Below are 18,034 nucleotides of genomic sequence, written 5' to 3' on the forward strand. Positions count from 1 at the left end.
ACTGAGTAGCAGGAGGTCAGCACGATGGAAATTAAAACCGCACTTGAACAGCAGCTGTTTAATGGCAAAAATTTTCACGTGGTTATCTACAACAAGACGGAGAGCGCCAGTGGTCTGCATCAGCATGACTACTACGAGTTCACGATTGTTCTGACCGGTCGCTACTATCAGGAGATCAACGGTAAGCGCGTCCTGCTTGAACGAGGGGATTTCGTCTTCCTGCCGATGGGGTCTTATCACCAGAGCTTTTACGAATTTGGTGCCACCCGCATTCTGAATGTGGGCGTCAGCAGACGTTTCTTCGAGAAGCACTATCTGCCGCTGGTGCCGTTCTGCTTTGTGGCCTCTCAGGTCTATCGGGTCAAAAACGAGTTCATGACCTGGATTGAAACGGTGATCGCCTCGCTTAACTTCCGCGACAATGAATTTGATGAGTTTATTGAAACGGTGACCTTCTACGTGATGAACCGGTTGCGTCATCATCGTGAAGAGCAGCAGGTGACGGATGATATTCCGCAATGGCTACGCAGCACCGTTGAGCTGATGCACGACAAAGGCCAGTTCAGCGAAAATGCGCTGGAAAATATGGTCTCCCTGTCGGGCAAATCCCAGGAATATCTGACCCGTGCGACGCAGCGTTATTATCGTAAAACGCCCGTGCAAATTATTAATGAAATCCGCATTAATTTTGCTAAAAAACAGCTGGAAATTACCAACTATTCTGTCACCGATATTGCTTACGAGTCAGGATACAGCAGTCCCAGCCTGTTTATTAAAACCTTTAAGAAATTGACGTCATTCACACCGAACAGTTACCGGAAAAATTTGACGGTAATTAATTAACTTTCGGCGGATTACCCGCCACGAATATTGCTTTAATGGCTTGCCCAAATAGCGGGAAGAGCACGCTATACCTTGCAGGCGATTAACCTGATACGCTAAGGGAGATATTATGCAGAAGAAATTAAAAGTCGTAACCATTGGTGGCGGCAGCAGCTATACCCCGGAATTACTTGAAGGTTTCCTGAAACGTTATCATGAATTACCGGTCAGCGAATTATGGCTGGTGGACGTTGAGGAAGGTCAGGAGAAGCTGAATATTATTTTCGATCTGTGCAAGCGCATGGTGGAAAAAGCGGGCGTGCCTCTGACCGTGCATAAAACCCTCGATCGTCGTCTGGCGCTGAAAGATGCGGATTTCGTCACCACCCAGCTGCGCGTCGGCCAGCTGAAGGCGCGTGAGCTGGACGAGCGTATTCCGCTGAGCCACGGGTATCTGGGGCAGGAGACTAACGGCGCGGGCGGCCTGTTTAAAGGCCTGCGTACTATCCCGGTCATTTTCGACATCGTCAAAGACGTACAGGAGATCTGCCCGAACGCGTGGGTCATTAACTTCACCAACCCGGCCGGCATGGTCACTGAAGCGGTCTATCGTCATACCGGCTTCAAACGTTTTATCGGCGTCTGCAACATTCCGATTGGCATGAAGATGTTTATCCGCGACGTGCTGGCGCTGACCGACAGCGACGATCTCTCCATCGATCTGTTCGGCCTGAACCACATGGTGTTTATTAAAGATGTCATCGTGAACGGAAAATCGCGCTTTGCCGAGCTCCTCGACGGCGTGGCCTCCGGTCGTCTGACTGCGGCATCGGTGAAAAACATCTTTGACCTGCCGTTCAGCGAAGGGCTGATCCGCTCGTTGAATCTGCTGCCTTGCTCGTACCTGCTTTACTACTTCAAGCAGAAAGAGATGCTGGCCATCGAAATGGGCGAGTATTATAAGGGCGGCGCACGTGCGCAGATCGTTCAGAAGGTTGAGAAGCAGCTGTTCGATTTGTATAAAGACCCGAACCTGAACGTCAAACCGAAAGAGCTGGAGCAGCGCGGCGGGGCCTACTACTCCGATGCGGCGTGTGAAGTGATCAACGCCATCTACAACGACAAGCAGGCGGAGCACTATGTCAACGTGCCGCACCACGGCCATGTCGACAATATTCCAGCTGACTGGGCCGTCGAAATGACCTGCATCCTGGGACGCGAGGGGGCTAAACCGCATCCACGCATCACCCACTTCGATGACAAGGTCATGGGGCTGATCCACACCATCAAAGGCTTTGAAGTGGCGGCAAGCAACGCGGCGCTGAGCGGTGAGCTCAATGACGTGCTGCTGGCCCTGAATCTCAGCCCGCTGGTGCATTCTGACCGCGACGCGGAGCAGCTGGCCAGCGAGATGATCCTGGCGCATGAAAAATGGTTGCCGAACTTTGCCGCCACGATCGAGAAGCTGAAGTTCAAACAGCAATAAGAGGACGCACAATGGAAAACCTGCTGATCGTTAATGCTGATGATTTTGGCCTCTCTAAAGGCCAGAACTACGGCATTATTGAAGCCTGTCGCCGGGGGGTTGTGACCTCTACAACGGCGCTGGTCAATGGTGAGGCGGTTGAACACGCGGCGCAGCTGAGCCGCGAAGTGCCGGAGCTGGGCGTCGGCATGCATTTTGTGCTGACGCTCGGGATGCCGCTTTCGCCAATGCCGGGCCTGACGCGCGATGGCCAGCTGGGTAAATGGATTTGGGAACTGGCGGAGCAGGGGGCTCTGCCGCTCGAAGAGATTGCCCGCGAGCTGGAGTGTCAGTTCAACCGCTTCGTTGATGTGTTTGGTCAGACGCCGACGCATATCGACAGCCATCACCACGTGCATATGATCCCGGCGATTTTCCCGCTTGTCGCCGGGTTTGCACAGCGCAAAGGCGTGGCGATGCGCGTGGATCGCGAGGTGCACGGATTGCCGGACTGCACCGTTACATCCACTGAGGGGTTCAGCAGCGCGTTTTACGGCGACGAGATTGACGACGCGCTGTTCCTGAAGGTGCTGGATGATTCCGCCGCGCGGGGTGAACGGTCGCTGGAGGTCATGGCACATCCTGCCTTTGTCGATAACACCGTGCGTAAAAGCGCCTACTGCTGGCCGCGTCTGGCGGAGCTGGATGTGCTGACGTCGCCGTCGCTGAAATACGCGATTGCCGAGCGCGGGTATCGGTTGGGGACGTTTGGGGATCTTTGAGATAAAGCCCGGTGGCGGCTTCGCCTTACCGGGCCTACAAAACCAATCGAATGTAAGCCGGGTAAGCGCAAGCGCCACCCGGCTTTTTTTACGCCGGAATCTGATCGATCTTGCTGCTTCGCGACCAGACACGGTGCGCGGCGAGCAAATCAAACAGCTTCGTCATAAAGGCATCGTCAACGTTATCTCCCTCGACAATCCCGTCCTCACCCTGATCGGCCACCTTCAGCTGCGCTTTGAACTGTCGCGCGTCGCCGGACAGCGCGATCGGCTTCAGGTGCTTATAGGCTTCCAGCAGATAATAGACGGCGTCGCCGTTGGTCAGCAGGCTGGCAATATCCCCGCACGGCACGATCACCGCATCGACGGTCAGTGATGGCGCACCGGCAAAGGTCGCCGCGACCGGCAGCACAGAACCATCGTCGGCCGTCACTTCACCCATGCGGGAATAGAGCAGTTTGGCATGTACGCCCTGGGTTTTCAGCGCCTGCATAATCCCCAGCACGTCGCTGGCGCGGGTTTTGTCGTTCAGCAGAATGGCCACCACGCGGCCTTTAATCGAGCCGCCCGGCACCGCATACAGGCTCAGCGACGGATCTTTCTTCACGCCGTTAACCTCTTTCGGCGGAGCAAGGTTACGCTGCTCGTCGGTCAGCGTAATGCCCAGGTTGTCCGCGACACTCTGGGCAAGCTGAACATCAATATGCGCCAGATGATCGACCACGCGCTCGCGGATGTAGGTGCGCACCACTTTACTCAGCTCGAAGCTGAAACCGCCGATGATGTGCTGTTGCTCGATCGGCGTCTGGCTGTTCCAGAACAGGCGAGGATGGGCGTAATACTCACCGAACGAGGGGCTGCGCTCGCGAATTTTATTGCCATCGATACGCTCCTGATACGATTCGAATCCACCGCGTTTCGGTCCGGGAGGTGTTTCACGCGGCCAGTTATCGTTGATGGAGTTCGGCTCATAGTTTGCCGGGTTGGTATCAATATCCTGACGGTGCATCCCGTCGCGCTGGAAGTTGTGATACGGGCAGGTTGGGCGGTTAATCGGAATTTCGTGGAAGTTCGGCCCGCCGAGTCGGCTAATCTGCGTATCGGTATAGGAGAACAGGCGTCCCTGCAGGAGCGGATCGTTGGTGAAGTCCAGCCCCGGCACGATATGCCCCGGGTGGAACGCGGCCTGCTCGTTTTCGGCAAAGAAGTTATCCGGGTTACGGTTAAGCACCATTTTACCCACCAGCTGCACCGGCACCAGCTCTTCCGGAATCAGCTTCGTCGGGTCCAGAAGGTCGAAATCGAACTTAAATTCGTCTTCTTCCGGTATGAGCTGCAGGCCAAGCTCGTATTCCGGGAAGTCGCCCGCTTCAATGGATTCCCACAGCTCGCGGCGATGGAAGTCCGGATCGCGCCCGGTCAGCTTCTGCGCCTCGTCCCACACCAGCGAGGCTTTACCCGCGACAGGCTTCCAGTGGAAGCGGACAAACGTGGCTTTCCCCTCGGCATTGATCAAACGGAAGGTATGGATGCCAAACCCTTCCATGGTGCGGTAGCTGCGCGGAATCCCGCGGTCTGACATCGCCCACATCACGTTGTGTAAGGTTTCAGGCTGCAGGGAAACATAGTCCCAGAAGGTGTCGTGCGCACTTTGTCCCTGCGGTATGGCCCAGTGGGGCTCCGGTTTTACCGCATGGACAAAGTCAGGAAATTTATGCGCGTCCTGAATGAAAAACACCGGCGTGTTATTGCCGACCAGATCGAAAATACCCTCTTCGGTATAAAACTTGGTGGCAAAGCCGCGGATATCCCGGACGGTATCTGCCGACCCCGCGCCGCCCTGCACGGTGGAGAAACGCACAAAGACCGGGGTGATTTTATCCGGGTCGGAGAGGAAATCCGCTTTGGTGATCGCTTTCAGGCTCTTGTAGGGCTGAAAGTAGCCGTGCGCAGCGGAACCGCGCGCGTGGACGATGCGTTCTGGTATCCGCTCGTGGTCAAAATGGGTGATTTTTTCCCGCAGGATAAAGTCTTCCAGCAGGGTTGGCCCGCGCGCGCCTGCGCGAAGGGAGTTTTGATCGTCAGCAATGCGTACGCCCTGATTGGTCGTGAGCGCGAAACCTTCACCGCCTTTTCGGTGTGGTTCAAGAGATTTCAGCTTCTCGTTTCCCGTGTCCGGCGATTTCATGCTTCCCGGTGCGGTAGGCTGTTCGCCCGGTGCGGAGGGACCAGGGGAGGGGCGGTGAGAGCCGTCAGCAGGGGCGAGAGAGTCCATACCCGGTTGAGATTCTTCAGTGCCATGAATGGGTGATTGATGTGTTTTATCTTTGTTCGACATTGCACGCTTCTCCTTTATCCATTGCTAAAAACCCTATTAAGGATAGAACAATGTCGCGACATGGTTCGCGAACTAAGAGTTTTCATATGCCGTGATTAGCGAAAGGAGCCTTCTCACCCACTCGGAGCGCGACGGAAGGCAGCAGGATCGGCTATCATAGAATTTTCCTGCTTCAAGAATTTGCTTTAGTGAATCCGTTGCTTATGAAACCTCTTCGTCAACAAAACCGCCAGGTTATTAGCTATGTGCCCCGCGTTGAGCCCGCGCCGCCAGACCATGCCCTGAAAGTGGAGGGCTTTCGCGATGTGTGGCAGTTACGGGGGAAATACGTGGCCTTTGTGCTGGTCGGCGAGCATTTCCGTCGCTCTCCCACCTTTACGGTGCCGGAGTCCGCACAGCGGTGGGCGATGCAGATCCGCCAGGATGAAGAGGTTGAAGAATAACAGCCATAAAAAAACCGCCATCAGGCGGTTTTTTTATTTCTAACGTGTTTAGCGGTGCGCCAGCTCGGCGTCGTCTTCACTTTCCAGAATCGCTTTGTCGGTCTGCTTCAGCCACTGGCTGGTCAGCGTACCGGCGGTCATGGAGCCGCTCACGTTCAGCGCGGTACGACCCATGTCGATCAGCGGCTCAACGGAGATCAGCAGGGCGACCAGCGTCACGGGCAGACCCAGCGCAGGCAGCACAATCAGCGCGGCGAAGGTTGCGCCGCCGCCAACACCCGCAACGCCTGCGGAGCTTACGGTGACAATCCCGACCAGCGTGGCGATCCAGACCGGATCCAGCGGGTTGATGCCGACTGTAGGAGCAACCATTACCGCCAGCATCGCCGGGTACAGACCCGCACAGCCGTTCTGACCGATGGTGGCACCAAAGGAGGCAGAGAAGCTGGCGATAGATTCAGGCACGCCCAGACGACGGGTTTGCGCTTCAACGTTCAGCGGGATAGACGCGGCGCTGGAACGGCTGGTGAAGGCAAAGGTCAGCACCGGCCAGACCTTACGGAAGTATTTCAGCGGGCTGACGCCGTTCACGCCCAGCAGGATGCCGTGCACCACGAACATAATGCCCAGGCCGAGATACGAGGCGACAACGAAGCTGCCCAGCTTAATGATGTCCTGCAGGTTAGAACCGGCAACCACTTTGGTCATCAGCGCCAGCACGCCGTAAGGGGTGAGCTGCATGACCAGACGGACCAGCTTCATCACCCAGCTTTGCAGGGTGTCAATTGCGGTCAGCACGCGTTCGCCTTTTGGCGCATCGTCTTTCAGCAACTTCAGCGCCGCTACGCCCAGGAACGCGGCGAAAATAACCACGCTGATGATCGAGGTTGGGCTCGCACCGGTCAGGTCAGCAAACGGGTTCTTCGGAATGAAGGAGAGCACCATCTGCGGCACGGTCAGGTCAGCCACTTTCCCAACGTAGTTGGTCTGAATCGCGGTCAGACGCGCCGTTTCAGCGGTACCCTGAACCAGACCTTCTGCAGTCAGGCCAAACAGGTTAGTGACCAGCACACCCACCAGCGCGGCAATCAGCGTGGTGAACAGCAGCGTGCCGATGGTCAGGAAACTGATTTTTCCCAACTGGGTCGCGTTATGCAGGCGGGCAACGGCGCTCAGAATAGAGGCGAACACCAGTGGCATAACGATCATCTGCAGCAGCTGGACATAGCCGTTACCGACAATGTTGAACCACTGAATGGAATCTTTCAGAACTGGATTATCGGAGCCATAAATTGCCTGTAATGCCAGACCAAATACGACACCCATGGCCAGACCAACCAGCACCTTTTTCGCCAGGCTCCACTGTTTGTGGCGCGCCTGCGCGAGAAGCAATAGCAATACAGCGAACACAACGACGTTCGCGATGAGTGGAAAATTCATCCCCGTTCTCCTGATTTATTATCGGGTCGGTTTTTACCGATCCTGTTGGCGGAAGGTTAGCAGAAGTGTGATGTAGCGCTTATATCCAAATGGAATGGGTTATGACAAATGGGATAATTTTGTTGGTTTACTGTTCAATCTGGTGATGAATAAAGCGATTGAACTGAAATTGCAGCGAATTAATCATCTGGGAAGACCAGCGGACTGCACTGTTTTCGGGCAACGTTTGCGGCATCCAGACGGCGTAAGCAAACAGCGCCATGCACAAGACGCGCTCCAGCTGGTTCCCTTTCTGCGGTGCGAGGATGGGAAAACGGAAGCGCCAGCGGCAGGGCCACAGCAGCGGTACGCCCGCGGGCGTCAGCATATCGGCCAGAATATGGCTTAAATATCCCAGCACCATCCCCTGAATGGCATCACCGGGGACGATCCAGCTTTCGGGCACTTTTAAATAGAAAAGCGTCAGCAGGCCAAACACGGCCAGCAGGCTGTGCGTAAACCCCCGGTGGCCGAACGCGCGGGCGATGGGTTTCGATACCCACTTCAGGCGCTGTCCGAGGAACGACTTGGGGTGGTCGATGTCGGGCAGCAGACAGGTCAATACGGCGGAAGGGACGATATGCCACCAGTCCCCCTGTGCCAGCACGGGGGTGAGTTCAGCGTTTTTGGCAAATACTGCGCACGCGATAGAAAAAAGCAGGTGGCCTTCCGCCGTCATGATAAAACCCACAAAACTGTCAATTCATACAGTATAGGGTTTTTATACAGTAGGCGGAAGAGGTGACGGTGTAACTGTTTGTCACAAACCGGAGGAGGGCGTTAACCGCCCTGCAGATGGCGCGCCGTCAGTTCTGCCAGTGAATGTAGCTTCACATCGGCAAGCGCGAACCGGGGATCGTGTCGGCCTTCTTCCGCAGGCACCACAATGGAGCGCATCCGCGCGGCTTTAGAGGCCACCATGCCGTTAACGGAATCTTCCAGCGCAACGCAGTTGAGGGGATCCAGACCGAGCTTAGCGGCACAGTCCAGATAGACCTGCGGGTGCGGCTTGCTGTAAGGCAATTTCTCAGCGGAGGCAAGCGCGTCGAAACTGTCGCGCAGTTCAAACATGATGAGCACTTTTTCCAGCATATGCAGCGGTGAAGCCGAGGCCAGGCCGACCTTCAGTCCCTGGGCTTTACACAGCGCGACCGCCTCACGTACGCCGGGCAGCAGCGGCTTGCTCTCTTCTACCAGCGAAATGGCGCGGCTGATAATGCGCGCGGTCACTTCATCACGACCTGGTCCAGCCCACGGCTGTTGGGCATACCACAGGTCAACCACCATATCGATGCGCAGGCCCAGCGTATCGGGAAGTTCATTACGGCGGCTGATATCCACGCCCAGGCTGGCCATGACGTCCAGTTCAGCGCGATCCCACAACGGTTCGGAATCGATCAGTAATCCATCCATGTCAAAAATTGCGGCAAGAATTTGGCGCGGTGTCGACATCACAACGTCTCCTTATCCAGGGTGTTCGACAGACGATAAGTGCTAAGCACACTCTGCAATTTAGCATATTGCTTTTAAAGAGCGGGCGAAATTGATGACCAGCAGGTAGACTTAGGCACAAATAACGCGTCTTTATGAAGAGGAACTGATGACGTATCAACAAGCTGGACGCATTGCGGTCTTAAAACGTATTGCTGGCTGGGTGATTTTTATTCCTGCCGTCATTTCTACGCTGATTTCTGTACTCAAATTTATGTACGATCACAGCGAAAAACAGCCGGGTATCAATGCGGTTATGCTTGATTTTGCGCATGTGATGATTGAGATGATGCGTTTTAATACGCCATTCTTGAATGTCTTCTGGTTTAACTCACCGACCCCGGATTTTCAGCATCAGCTGAATATCGGCTTTTGGGTGATATACGCCCTGATCTTTGTTGCGCTGGCGCTGCAGGCCTCTGGCGCACGAATGAGCCGTCAGACGCGCTTTTTACGCGAGGGCGTTGAGGACCAGCTCATTCTGGAGCAGGCCAAAGGCCCGGAAGGCATGAGCCGGGAGCAGATTGAATCCCGCATTGTTGTGCCGCGCCACACTATTTTCCTGCAAATCTTCCCGCTCTATATCCTTCCCGTAATTATCATTGTGGCAGGATACTTCTTCTTCTCACTGCTCGGTTTTCTGTAACCGATACGGGTGGCGGCAAGGCCACCCGTTCGCGTCTCAGGCGGCAAGCATGCGCTCCAGCGCCCGCTGTGCGTTAACCAGGTGTTCCCCACCAAAAAGTATGGCGCGGTTCATCAGCGTATAAAGCTGGTACACCGGTTGACGGTCGAGGAAGCCGGGCGGCAGGGGCGAAACCGACTGATACCCGTCGTATATCTGCGGCGGTTGTTCAGGGTGCAGCGGCAGCATGGCAAGGTCGCACTCTCGGTCACCCCAGTAGCAGGCCGGGTCGAAGATATAGGGGCCGTTGGGCCCCAGCGCGCAGTTATCGGACCACAAATCACCGTGGAGCAGAGACGCCTGAGGCTGGTGGGAGGCCAGACGCTGCTGCACGTGCTCGACGATGGCGTCTATATTGCCAAATTCCAGCCCTTTCTCGGCGGCAAGCTCGAGCTGCCAGCCAATACGCTGCTCGGCAAAAAAGGTCGACCAGCGGCGCTGCCAGGCATTGGGCTGTGGCGTGGTGGAGAGGTCATTGTCAAAATCGAGACCAAACTGCGGCTGGTCGCTCCACTGATGGAGGCGTGCTAGCTGCTGGCCAAGAATGAAAGCGTTATGGGCATCCAGCGGACGGGCGGGGAGATATTCCATGACCAGAAAACTGTAATCGCGGTCGCTACCGACGGCCAGCACCTGCGGGACCGTCACCGTTTTACTGCGCGACAACAGTTCAAGCTGATCGGCTTCGGCGGTAAATATCGGAAGCAGTTCACGTTCATCGCATTTTACGAAGAGATCGCGCCCTGCGTAGCGTAAATGCCACGCGGCGTGGATCTCTCCGCCTGGCAGTTCGTTACGCAGTTCAATTTCACCTTCACCCAGCTGCTCACTTAAAAGATGACTGATAGCCTGCCACATGTTGACTCTCCCATGTTGTCTGCCAGATCATAAAGTTAGCGCATTATTGCGGTAAAAAAATACGAACTAACGCACACCTGAGCGGTTTAATTTCATACAGGGCACTTATTGTTCTTTTTTCTGCCAGCTTTCCCAGGTGTCGACGTCAATTTCGGCTGGCTTGTCGGTCACACTTTCCACCAGACTGGCGGCCAGCGCATGAACCTCTTCTTTATTCAGGGCACCGATCAGACCAAATGCCAGGGTGCCTAAATCATGAATATTGCCCTCGTCATCCGTGAGCGTGAGGAGAAAATTAGCCCGGGTGAAGGCGTTGTTGAGCTCATTCAGCTCGGTCAGCGATGCTTCATGAAGGTTCACGGTTACGACGTAGCGGGTGATGTCACCACTGCTCATAATTCACCTCATTGTTATCATGGAAGTTTTCTTAGCATAGTCGATAGTTTGCGTTTGGCGACTCGGTGATGACATTCCCCTCCATAAGGATGAAGGGGAACAGGGGTTAATTTCGGGACAGGTAATCGACGATTTTTTGCGTATCGGCCAGCGAACAGAGACGCGTGCCCTGGTTGATGGTAGCGGCGCTACCCGCCGCCACGCCGTAGCGCGTCATCTCCAGCAGTGACGCGCCCTGCGCCAGCTTAAGCGTCATCGCGCCCACCATGCTGTCACCCGCGCCAACCGTGCTCTGGCTCTTCATTGGCGGTGGGACAACCTGAACGGACGACGTTTCATCGACGGCCAGTGCCCCCTGCGGACCAAGGGAAACCACCACGCGCCGCGCTTTGCCGCTGCGCACCAACTCCTGCGCGGCGGTGCGCACATCGTCAGGCTGCGTCAAGTCGCGGTTGACCAGCGCACTTAGCTCTTTCTGGTTGGGTTTGACCAGTTCAAGATTGCCCGGCACTAAGGCCGCCTGCAGGGCCTCGCCGCTGCTGTCAACGATGCAGCGGATACCGCGTTGCTGCGCCGCCTGAATAAGTGCGGTTAATTTTTCCGTGCTGACGCCGGGTGGCAGGCTGCCGCTTACCACCAGCAGCGCGCCGCTTTCAATGGTCAGTACTTTCTCTTCAAGCTGACGAAACTCGTCATCGGTGAGTTTCGCGCCCGGCATGACAAACCGGTACTGCTCGCCGCTGGATTCAACGTGGACATGCAGGTTTTGCCGCGTCCAGTCTTTCGCCTCGACGGTCTCTACGGCAACCTGTTCATCTGCCAGCAGAGAGACCAGGTGTTCGCCGGTGGCACCGCCTGCGGGAAAAATGGCCGTGGCCTTACCGCCGAGGTGAGTAATGGCGCGCGCCACGTTGATACCGCCACCGCCGGGCTCAAAGACCGGGGCGCTACAGCGCAATTTACCTTCCGGGTAAATCTGCGGCGTCAGGGTGGCGGAATCAAGGGAAGGGGAGAGCGTCAGGGTGTAGATAGAAACCATCATTACCTCCTTTTAGCATGGGTTCCTTTTAGTCTGGCACCATTTGTCAGGAAGGCAACGTAAATAACAGTATGATTTTAAATATGAATACTGAATAAAAGTAAGACCGGAGATATATAAAATAAAACGCTTTTTGGGATCGTTCTTATTCAAAAAATGAAATAAGAAAACATTGCTATGTTATTTGCGGCTTTTTATAATTTGTTACCTTTCTCTGGACGCCTTGTCATTGATCCTCAAGAAAGATTCCGGGACCGTGTGGTCTCTTTTTTTGTTGTACGGACTCCTTAATAAAATGAAGCTTTTAAAGACAGTTCCCGCTGCACTGATGCTGGCGGGTGGCGTGTTTGCGGCTATGAACGCGACCGCCGATGATTCCGTTTTTACTGTCATGGACGATCCCTCCACCGCGAAAAAACCGTTTGAAGGTAACCTGAACGCAGGGTACCTGGCACAATCCGGTAACACGAAAAGCTCTTCTCTGACGGCGGACAGTACGCTTACCTGGTACGGTAATACCACCGCCTGGTCTCTGTGGGGTAATGCCAGCAATACGTCCGCTAATGACGAACGTTCTTCCGAGAAATATGCGGTTGGCGGACGTAGCCGTTACAACATGACCGACTATGATTACCTGTTTGGTCAGGCAAGCTGGTTAACCGACCGTTACAATGGTTATCGCCAGCGTGACGTGTTCACCGCGGGTTATGGTCGTCAGTTCCTGAACGGTCCGGTACACAGCCTCCGTTTTGAATTCGGTCCGGGTGTGCGTTATGACGAGTACACCAATGGCGATACCAAAACCCAACCGCTCGGTTACGCTTCCGGCACCTATGCCTGGCAGATGACTGACAACACCAAATTTACCCAGGGTGTTTCTGTATTTGGTGCCGACGATACGACGCTGAACTCTGAGACGGCGCTGAACGTGGCCATTAACGAACACTTTGGTCTGAAAGTCGCCTACAACGTGACCTGGAACTCTTCACCACCCGAATCTGCACCGGATCATACCGACCGCAGAACCACGGTTTCACTGGGTTATAGAATGTAATGAAGACGGGCCGATGATCATGTCGGCCCGTTTATTCTGTCTGGTCTTGTGATGTCCCTTCTGATGAGCTGTATTCGCCCCTAACCCCAAATCATTGCCGCCCAACGGAGTAACAGCATTGCGCCGCAGATGGCGATCAGCACCAGCACCATTTTCCAGTGTTTTACGGCAAATCGTTTTGTTGGCATAACCTAATCCTTGTTCGTTGATACCCACAGTCTACCAAACAGGGCCGAAATATGCCCCTACTCAGGAACGATTGGGTTATGCCAGCGCAGGGTTCGGCTCAGAACCAGTGGAATCGTTCGGCGAGAATCAACAATAAACCTGTGGCGGAAAGGATGTTTAAAATCACAACCGTTCTACTGGATACGTTCATAGTATGCACCTTTGGGTTTAAAGACCTGTTCAAGATTAGCCCAGCATCTTTGAAATGCGAGCACCGGGATTATGCGACCTGCAAATTCATGCGAAAGTGCCAGCACATCAATCTGCCAGCAGAGGGTGCAATCTCCCTTTTGTTAGTGTTAACATTGCAAGGCTTGCCGTATATCCGGCGTTGTCTGATTTTCCGGCAGGTGAATGATGACGAACCAATTTGACGATTGTTGGTCAGATGGTGTCGTAATCTATTGTCAAATCACGATTATTTTCTTTGTATATGCTCTTATGTGTGGGGCATCACTGCAAATAAGGATATAAAATGCCTGTAATTACTCTTCCTGATGGCAGCCAACGCCATTTCGACCGTGCTGTTAGCCCAATGGATGTTGCCCTGGACATCGGTCCTGGTCTCGCGAAAGCGACTATCGCCGGCCGCGTTAACGGTGAGCTGGTAGATGCCTCCGATCTGATCGAAAACGATGCGACGCTTGCGATCATCACCGCAAAAGATGAAGAAGGTCTGGAGATCATTCGTCACTCCTGCGCGCACCTGTTAGGCCATGCCATCAAACAGCTGTGGCCAAATACCAAAATGGCGATCGGTCCGGTTATCGATAATGGTTTCTACTACGACGTTGACCTTGACCACACCCTGACTCAGGAAGATATCGACGCGCTCGAAAAACGTATGCACGAGCTCGCCGAAACAAACTATGACGTCATCAAGAAGAAAGTCAGCTGGCACGAAGCGCGTGAAACCTTCGTGAAGCGTGGCGAGAGCTATAAGGTCTCGATTCTTGACGAAAACATTTCGCATGATGACAAGCCTGGCTTGTACCATCACGAAGAATACGTCGACATGTGCCGTGGACCGCACGTGCCGAACATGCGCTTCTGTCATCACTTTAAGCTGATGAAGATCGCTGGCGCCTACTGGCGTGGCGACAGCAACAACAAGATGTTGCAGCGTATCTATGGTACCGCGTGGGCCGATAAAAAAGCCCTGAACGCCTACCTGCTGCGCCTGGAAGAGGCGGCGAAGCGTGACCACCGTAAAATCGGTAAGCAGCTTGACCTGTACCACATGCAGGAAGAAGCGCCGGGTATGGTGTTCTGGCATAACGACGGCTGGACCATCTTCCGTGAACTGGAAACTTTCGTACGCTCCAAGCTGAAAGAGTACCAGTATCAGGAAGTGAAAGGCCCGTTCATGATGGACCGTGTGCTGTGGGAAAAAACCGGCCACTGGGACAACTACAAGGATGCGATGTTCACCACCTCGTCTGAGAACCGTGAATACTGCATCAAGCCAATGAACTGCCCGGGACACGTTCAGATCTTCAACCAGGGTCTGAAATCCTACCGCGACCTGCCGCTGCGTATGGCGGAGTTCGGTAGCTGCCACCGTAACGAGCCATCAGGTGCGCTGCACGGTCTGATGCGTGTGCGTGGCTTTACGCAGGATGATGCGCATATCTTCTGTACCGAAGATCAGGTTCGTGACGAAGTTAACGCCTGTATTCGTATGGTCTACGATATGTACAGCACCTTTGGCTTCGAGAAGATCGTGGTCAAACTCTCAACGCGTCCGGAAAAACGTATCGGTAGCGATGAGACCTGGGATCGCGCAGAAGCGGATCTCGCCGTGGCGCTGGAAGAGAACGGCATTCCGTTCGAATACCAGCTGGGCGAGGGCGCATTCTACGGTCCGAAAATTGAATTTACCCTGTATGACTGCCTCGATCGCGCATGGCAGTGCGGTACTGTACAGCTGGACTTCTCCCTGCCGCAGCGTTTAAGCGCCTCTTATGTAGGCGAAGACAACGAGCGTCAGGTGCCGGTAATGATTCACCGTGCCATTCTCGGTTCTCTGGAGCGCTTCATCGGCATCCTGACCGAAGAGTTCGCCGGCTTCTTCCCAACCTGGCTTGCGCCGGTGCAGGTGGTGGTGATGAACATTACCGATTCTCAGGCAGATTACGTTAAAGAATTGACGCAGAAACTACAAAATGCGGGCATTCGCGTAAAAGCAGACTTGAGAAATGAGAAGATTGGCTTTAAAATCCGCGAGCACACTTTACGTCGTGTCCCGTATATGTTGGTCTGTGGTGATAAAGAGGTGGAAGCAGGCAAAGTTGCCGTTCGCACCCGCCGTGGTAAAGACCTGGGCAGCCTGGACGTAAGTGAAGTGATTGAGAAGCTGCAACAAGAGATTCGCAGCCGCAGTCTTCAACAACTGGAGGAATAAGGTATTAAAGGCGGAAAACGAGTTCAAACGGCACGTCCGAATCGTATCAATGGCGAGATTCGCGCCCAGGAAGTTCGCTTAACAGGTCTGGAAGGCGAGCAGCTGGGGATTGTGAGTCTGAGAGAAGCAATCGAAAAGGCTGAAGAAGCTGGAGTAGATTTAGTTGAAATCAGCCCTAACGCCGAACCGCCAGTTTGTCGTATCATGGACTACGGCAAGTTCCTTTATGAAAAGAGTAAGTCTTCTAAGGAACAGAAGAAGAAGCAAAAAGTTATCCAGGTTAAGGAAATCAAATTCCGTCCTGGTACCGACGATGGCGATTATCAGGTAAAACTCCGCAGCCTGATTCGCTTTCTGGAAGATGGCGATAAGGCCAAGATCACACTGCGTTTCCGCGGTCGTGAGATGGCCCACCAACAGATCGGTATGGAAGTGCTTAACCGCGTCCGTGACGATCTGAGTGAACTGGCAGTAGTCGAATCCTTCCCTACGAAGATCGAAGGCCGCCAGATGATCATGGTGCTCGCTCCTAAGAAGAAACAGTAAGGCCTTCAAGCAGCAAAATCTGTGGAGCCTTCGGGTTTCATAGGTTTTGTTCGCCTATGTTTCGTTTATTTAACAATGCGAAGTGGAAGTTATTAAAATGCCAAAAATTAAGACCGTACGCGGTGCTGCTAAGCGCTTCAAAAAAACCGGTAAAGGTGGTTTTAAGCACAAGCACGCTAACCTGCGTCACATTCTGACTAAGAAAGCTACCAAGCGTAAACGTCACCTGCGTCCAAAAGCCATGGTTTCTAAAGGCGATCTGGGCCTGGTCATCGCGTGCCTGCCGTACGCATAAGTCGTTTCGTTTAACTTTTTTAACTTAGAATAGATACAGGAGAGCACACATGGCTCGCGTAAAACGTGGTGTAATTGCACGTGCACGTCACAAGAAAATTTTGAAACAAGCTAAAGGCTACTACGGTGCGCGTTCACGCGTATACCGCGTTGCCTTCCAGGCTGTTATCAAAGCTGGTCAGTACGCTTACCGTGACCGTCGTCAGCGTAAGCGTCAGTTCCGTCAACTGTGGATTGCGCGTATCAACGCAGCAGCACGTCAGAACGGTATTTCTTACAGCAAATTCATCAACGGCCTGAAAAAAGCCTCTGTTGAAATCGACCGTAAGATCCTGGCTGACATCGCAGTATTCGACAAAGTAGCGTTCACCGCTCTGGTCGAAAAAGCGAAAGCAGCACTGGCATAAGCCAGTTGAGAGAGGGGGCCTGGCTCCCTCTTTTCATATAACCCTGTAAGAAGATTGACATTTACCCGTGCAGGCTTTTCAATAAGGTCTCAACGGTTTTTACCCAACAAGGTAACGCAAGCATGAATGCTGCTATTTTCCGCTTCTTCTTTTACTTTAGCACCTGACTTCAGGAGGCTAGCGCGTGAAAGATGAAACGAAAAACAGCGCCAGATAAGCCTCCCGATGGAGGCTTTTTTTGTGCCTGAATTTGAGAGAATAACTCCACCAAATCGGTGTCTGCACCGACATAATGAGGAAAATCATGTCACATCTCGCAGAGCTGGTTGCCAGTGCAACAGCCGCCATTAATCAGGCCTCAGATGTTGCCGCGTTAGACAATGTCCGCGTCGAATATCTTGGGAAGAAAGGGCACTTGACCCTTCAAATGACAACCCTGCGTGAGCTGCCGCCAGAAGAACGCCCGGCAGCGGGGGCGGTGATTAACGAAGCCAAAGAGCAGGTACAGCAGGCGCTGAACGCACGCAAAGCCGAGCTGGAAAGCGCGGTGCTGAATGCGCGTCTGGCCGCAGAGACGATCGACGTCTCTCTGCCGGGTCGCCGCATCGAGAACGGCGGTCTGCACCCGGTTACCCGTACCATCGATCGCATTGAAAGTTTCTTCGGTGAGCTCGGCTTTACCGTGGCGACTGGCCCGGAAATCGAAGATGATTACCACAACTTCGATGCTCTGAACATTCCTGGCCATCATCCGGCACGCGCTGACCACGACACTTTCTGGTTCGACGCGACGCGTCTGCTGCGTACCCAGACCTCCGGCGTTCAGATCCGCACCATGAAGGATCAGGCACCGCCAATCCGTATTATCGCGCCGGGCCGCGTCTATCGTAACGACTACGATCAGACCCACACCCCAATGTTCCACCAGATGGAAGGCCTGATTGTTGATAAAAACATCAGCTTCACCAACCTGAAGGGCACGCTGCACGATTTCCTGAACAACTTCTTTGAGGAAGATCTGCAGGTTCGTTTCCGTCCGTCCTACTTCCCGTTCACCGAACCGTCTGCGGAAGTTGACGTGATGGGCAAAAACGGCAAATGGCTGGAAGTGCTGGGCTGCGGCATGGTGCATCCAAACGTACTGCGCAACGTGGGTATCGATCCGGAAGTTTACTCCGGCTTTGCCTTTGGTATGGGCATGGAGCGTCTGACCATGCTGCGCTACGGCGTGACCGACTTACGTGCATTCTTCGAAAACGATCTGCGTTTCCTCAAACAGTTTAAATAAGGGCAGGACAGAACA

21 protein-coding genes and 1 other annotated feature are annotated in these 18,034 nt (G+C 54.0%); of the genes, 12 read left to right on the forward strand and 9 right to left on the reverse strand.

Features of this window, described 5'->3' with window-relative positions:
• Positions 1 to 24: 24 nt before the first annotated feature.
• From chbR to chbG, 3 genes are all read left to right on the forward strand, one after another.
• Complete coding sequence (gene chbR / locus F3J31_RS09840; protein WP_029740446.1) at positions 25 to 843, forward strand: transcriptional regulator ChbR; 819 nt, start codon at positions 25 to 27, stop codon at positions 841 to 843.
• Positions 844 to 952: 109 nt separating this feature from the next.
• A complete protein-coding gene (locus F3J31_RS09845) occupies positions 953 to 2,308 on the forward strand; it encodes a 6-phospho-beta-glucosidase (RefSeq protein WP_045910256.1) in 1,356 nt (451 codons plus the stop codon).
• Between the two features lie 11 nt (positions 2,309 to 2,319).
• Entirely contained in the window at positions 2,320 to 3,069 is a 750-nt protein-coding gene (chbG, locus tag F3J31_RS09850) for a chitin disaccharide deacetylase (RefSeq protein WP_167212800.1), read from the forward strand.
• Positions 3,070 to 3,157: 88 nt separating this feature from the next.
• Here chbG and katE read toward each other — a convergent pair whose 3' ends face one another.
• Positions 3,158 to 5,407, reverse strand: coding sequence for a catalase HPII (gene katE, locus F3J31_RS09855; protein WP_167212802.1), 2,250 nt, complete (start codon positions 5,405 to 5,407; stop codon positions 3,158 to 3,160).
• 167 nt (positions 5,408 to 5,574) lie between these two features.
• On the opposite strand from katE, the gene cedA reads away from it, so the two are divergent.
• The gene (gene cedA / locus F3J31_RS09860) at positions 5,575 to 5,850 is read left to right on the forward strand and encodes a cell division activator CedA (RefSeq protein WP_258526576.1); all 276 of its coding nucleotides are present in this window, start codon (positions 5,575 to 5,577) and stop codon (positions 5,848 to 5,850) included.
• Between the two features lie 48 nt (positions 5,851 to 5,898).
• Here cedA and F3J31_RS09865 read toward each other — a convergent pair whose 3' ends face one another.
• The 3 genes from F3J31_RS09865 to hxpB form a co-directional block, all read right to left on the reverse strand.
• Positions 5,899 to 7,290: an L-cystine transporter gene (locus F3J31_RS09865; RefSeq protein WP_045336125.1), complete on the reverse strand. Its 1,392-nt coding sequence runs from the start codon at positions 7,288 to 7,290 to the stop codon at positions 5,899 to 5,901.
• 127 nt (positions 7,291 to 7,417) lie between these two features.
• Positions 7,418 to 8,008, reverse strand: a complete 591-nt coding sequence (locus F3J31_RS09870) for a metal-dependent hydrolase (RefSeq protein WP_032644865.1) — start codon at positions 8,006 to 8,008, stop codon at positions 7,418 to 7,420.
• A 101-nt stretch (positions 8,009 to 8,109) separates the two neighbouring features.
• Complete coding sequence (hxpB, locus tag F3J31_RS09875) at positions 8,110 to 8,781, reverse strand: hexitol phosphatase HxpB (protein WP_048027532.1); 672 nt, start codon at positions 8,779 to 8,781, stop codon at positions 8,110 to 8,112.
• A 148-nt stretch (positions 8,782 to 8,929) separates the two neighbouring features.
• Between hxpB and F3J31_RS09880 the strand changes: the two genes are divergently transcribed.
• Positions 8,930 to 9,466, forward strand: coding sequence for a YniB family protein (locus tag F3J31_RS09880; protein ID WP_008500663.1), 537 nt, complete (start codon positions 8,930 to 8,932; stop codon positions 9,464 to 9,466).
• Positions 9,467 to 9,502: 36 nt separating this feature from the next.
• Here the strand turns inward: F3J31_RS09880 and F3J31_RS09885 are convergent, their stop codons facing one another.
• From F3J31_RS09885 to pfkB, 3 genes are all read right to left on the reverse strand, one after another.
• A complete protein-coding gene (locus tag F3J31_RS09885) occupies positions 9,503 to 10,363 on the reverse strand; it encodes a fructosamine kinase family protein (RefSeq protein WP_008500662.1) in 861 nt (286 codons plus the stop codon).
• Between the two features lie 105 nt (positions 10,364 to 10,468).
• Positions 10,469 to 10,759, reverse strand: coding sequence for a type V toxin-antitoxin system endoribonuclease antitoxin GhoS (ghoS, locus tag F3J31_RS09890; protein ID WP_008500661.1), 291 nt, complete (start codon positions 10,757 to 10,759; stop codon positions 10,469 to 10,471).
• 106 nt (positions 10,760 to 10,865) lie between these two features.
• Entirely contained in the window at positions 10,866 to 11,798 is a 933-nt protein-coding gene (gene pfkB, locus F3J31_RS09895; protein WP_045336121.1) for a 6-phosphofructokinase II, read from the reverse strand.
• A 295-nt stretch (positions 11,799 to 12,093) separates the two neighbouring features.
• On the opposite strand from pfkB, the gene F3J31_RS09900 reads away from it, so the two are divergent.
• Entirely contained in the window at positions 12,094 to 12,852 is a 759-nt protein-coding gene (locus tag F3J31_RS09900) for a YdiY family protein (RefSeq protein ID WP_021241081.1), read from the forward strand.
• Between the two features lie 80 nt (positions 12,853 to 12,932).
• On the opposite strand, the gene yniD is transcribed toward F3J31_RS09900, so the two are convergent.
• Together yniD and yncL are read right to left on the reverse strand one after the other, a co-directional pair.
• A complete protein-coding gene (yniD, locus tag F3J31_RS09905) occupies positions 12,933 to 13,040 on the reverse strand; it encodes a small membrane protein YniD (protein ID WP_008500658.1) in 108 nt (35 codons plus the stop codon).
• Positions 13,041 to 13,138: 98 nt separating this feature from the next.
• Complete coding sequence (gene yncL, locus F3J31_RS09910; RefSeq protein ID WP_021241082.1) at positions 13,139 to 13,231, reverse strand: stress response membrane protein YncL; 93 nt, start codon at positions 13,229 to 13,231, stop codon at positions 13,139 to 13,141.
• A gap of 324 nt (positions 13,232 to 13,555) precedes the next feature.
• Between yncL and thrS the strand changes: the two genes are divergently transcribed.
• The 6 genes from thrS to pheS all read left to right on the forward strand — a co-directional run bounded on the left by thrS (position 13,556) and on the right by pheS (position 18,019).
• On the forward strand, positions 13,556 to 15,484 hold the full coding sequence (gene thrS / locus F3J31_RS09915; RefSeq protein WP_008500657.1) for a threonine--tRNA ligase: 1,929 nt from the start codon (positions 13,556 to 13,558) through the stop codon (positions 15,482 to 15,484).
• Between the two features lie 3 nt (positions 15,485 to 15,487).
• Positions 15,488 to 16,030 carry a translation initiation factor IF-3 gene (infC, locus tag F3J31_RS09920; protein WP_023616141.1) on the forward strand — a complete coding sequence of 181 codons (543 nt, stop codon included), beginning with the start codon at positions 15,488 to 15,490 and terminating at the stop codon, positions 16,028 to 16,030.
• A 97-nt stretch (positions 16,031 to 16,127) separates the two neighbouring features.
• Complete coding sequence (rpmI, locus tag F3J31_RS09925; RefSeq protein ID WP_001124225.1) at positions 16,128 to 16,325, forward strand: 50S ribosomal protein L35; 198 nt, start codon at positions 16,128 to 16,130, stop codon at positions 16,323 to 16,325.
• 49 nt (positions 16,326 to 16,374) lie between these two features.
• Positions 16,375 to 16,731: a 50S ribosomal protein L20 gene (gene rplT / locus F3J31_RS09930; protein ID WP_000124850.1), complete on the forward strand. Its 357-nt coding sequence runs from the start codon at positions 16,375 to 16,377 to the stop codon at positions 16,729 to 16,731.
• A 117-nt stretch (positions 16,732 to 16,848) separates the two neighbouring features.
• Positions 16,849 to 16,973 (forward strand) — a sequence feature (Phe leader region).
• The gene (gene pheM / locus F3J31_RS09935; RefSeq protein ID WP_001386830.1) at positions 16,854 to 16,898 is read left to right on the forward strand and encodes a pheST operon leader peptide PheM; all 45 of its coding nucleotides are present in this window, start codon (positions 16,854 to 16,856) and stop codon (positions 16,896 to 16,898) included. Its footprint overlaps the feature before it by 45 nt.
• 62 nt (positions 16,974 to 17,035) lie before the next feature.
• Positions 17,036 to 18,019, forward strand: coding sequence for a phenylalanine--tRNA ligase subunit alpha (pheS, locus tag F3J31_RS09940; protein ID WP_021241084.1), 984 nt, complete (start codon positions 17,036 to 17,038; stop codon positions 18,017 to 18,019).
• The last annotated feature ends 15 nt before the right edge of the window (positions 18,020 to 18,034 follow it).

Origin of the sequence: Enterobacter sp. Acro-832, from assembly GCF_011752745.1 — a bacterium.
Taxonomy (GTDB): Bacteria; Pseudomonadota; Gammaproteobacteria; order Enterobacterales; family Enterobacteriaceae; genus Enterobacter; species Enterobacter quasiroggenkampii.

Coding starts and splice junctions, on each gene's coding strand:
- chbR (WP_029740446.1), top strand. CDS start 25: ATGGAAATTAAAACCGCACTTGAACAGCAGCTGTTTAATGGCAAAAAT.
- F3J31_RS09845 (WP_045910256.1), top strand. CDS start 953: ATGCAGAAGAAATTAAAAGTCGTAACCATTGGTGGCGGCAGCAGCTAT.
- chbG (WP_167212800.1), top strand. CDS start 2,320: ATGGAAAACCTGCTGATCGTTAATGCTGATGATTTTGGCCTCTCTAAA.
- katE (WP_167212802.1), bottom strand. CDS start 5,407: ATGTCGAACAAAGATAAAACACATCAATCACCCATTCATGGCACTGAA.
- F3J31_RS09865 (WP_045336125.1), bottom strand. CDS start 7,290: ATGAATTTTCCACTCATCGCGAACGTCGTTGTGTTCGCTGTATTGCTA.
- F3J31_RS09870 (WP_032644865.1), bottom strand. CDS start 8,008: ATGACGGCGGAAGGCCACCTGCTTTTTTCTATCGCGTGCGCAGTATTT.
- hxpB (WP_048027532.1), bottom strand. CDS start 8,781: ATGTCGACACCGCGCCAAATTCTTGCCGCAATTTTTGACATGGATGGA.
- F3J31_RS09880 (WP_008500663.1), top strand. CDS start 8,930: ATGACGTATCAACAAGCTGGACGCATTGCGGTCTTAAAACGTATTGCT.
- F3J31_RS09885 (WP_008500662.1), bottom strand. CDS start 10,363: ATGTGGCAGGCTATCAGTCATCTTTTAAGTGAGCAGCTGGGTGAAGGT.
- ghoS (WP_008500661.1), bottom strand. CDS start 10,759: ATGAGCAGTGGTGACATCACCCGCTACGTCGTAACCGTGAACCTTCAT.
- pfkB (WP_045336121.1), bottom strand. CDS start 11,798: ATGGTTTCTATCTACACCCTGACGCTCTCCCCTTCCCTTGATTCCGCC.
- F3J31_RS09900 (WP_021241081.1), top strand. CDS start 12,094: ATGAAGCTTTTAAAGACAGTTCCCGCTGCACTGATGCTGGCGGGTGGC.
- yniD (WP_008500658.1), bottom strand. CDS start 13,040: ATGCCAACAAAACGATTTGCCGTAAAACACTGGAAAATGGTGCTGGTG.
- yncL (WP_021241082.1), bottom strand. CDS start 13,231: ATGAACGTATCCAGTAGAACGGTTGTGATTTTAAACATCCTTTCCGCC.
- thrS (WP_008500657.1), top strand. CDS start 13,556: ATGCCTGTAATTACTCTTCCTGATGGCAGCCAACGCCATTTCGACCGT.
- rpmI (WP_001124225.1), top strand. CDS start 16,128: ATGCCAAAAATTAAGACCGTACGCGGTGCTGCTAAGCGCTTCAAAAAA.
- rplT (WP_000124850.1), top strand. CDS start 16,375: ATGGCTCGCGTAAAACGTGGTGTAATTGCACGTGCACGTCACAAGAAA.
- pheS (WP_021241084.1), top strand. CDS start 17,036: ATGTCACATCTCGCAGAGCTGGTTGCCAGTGCAACAGCCGCCATTAAT.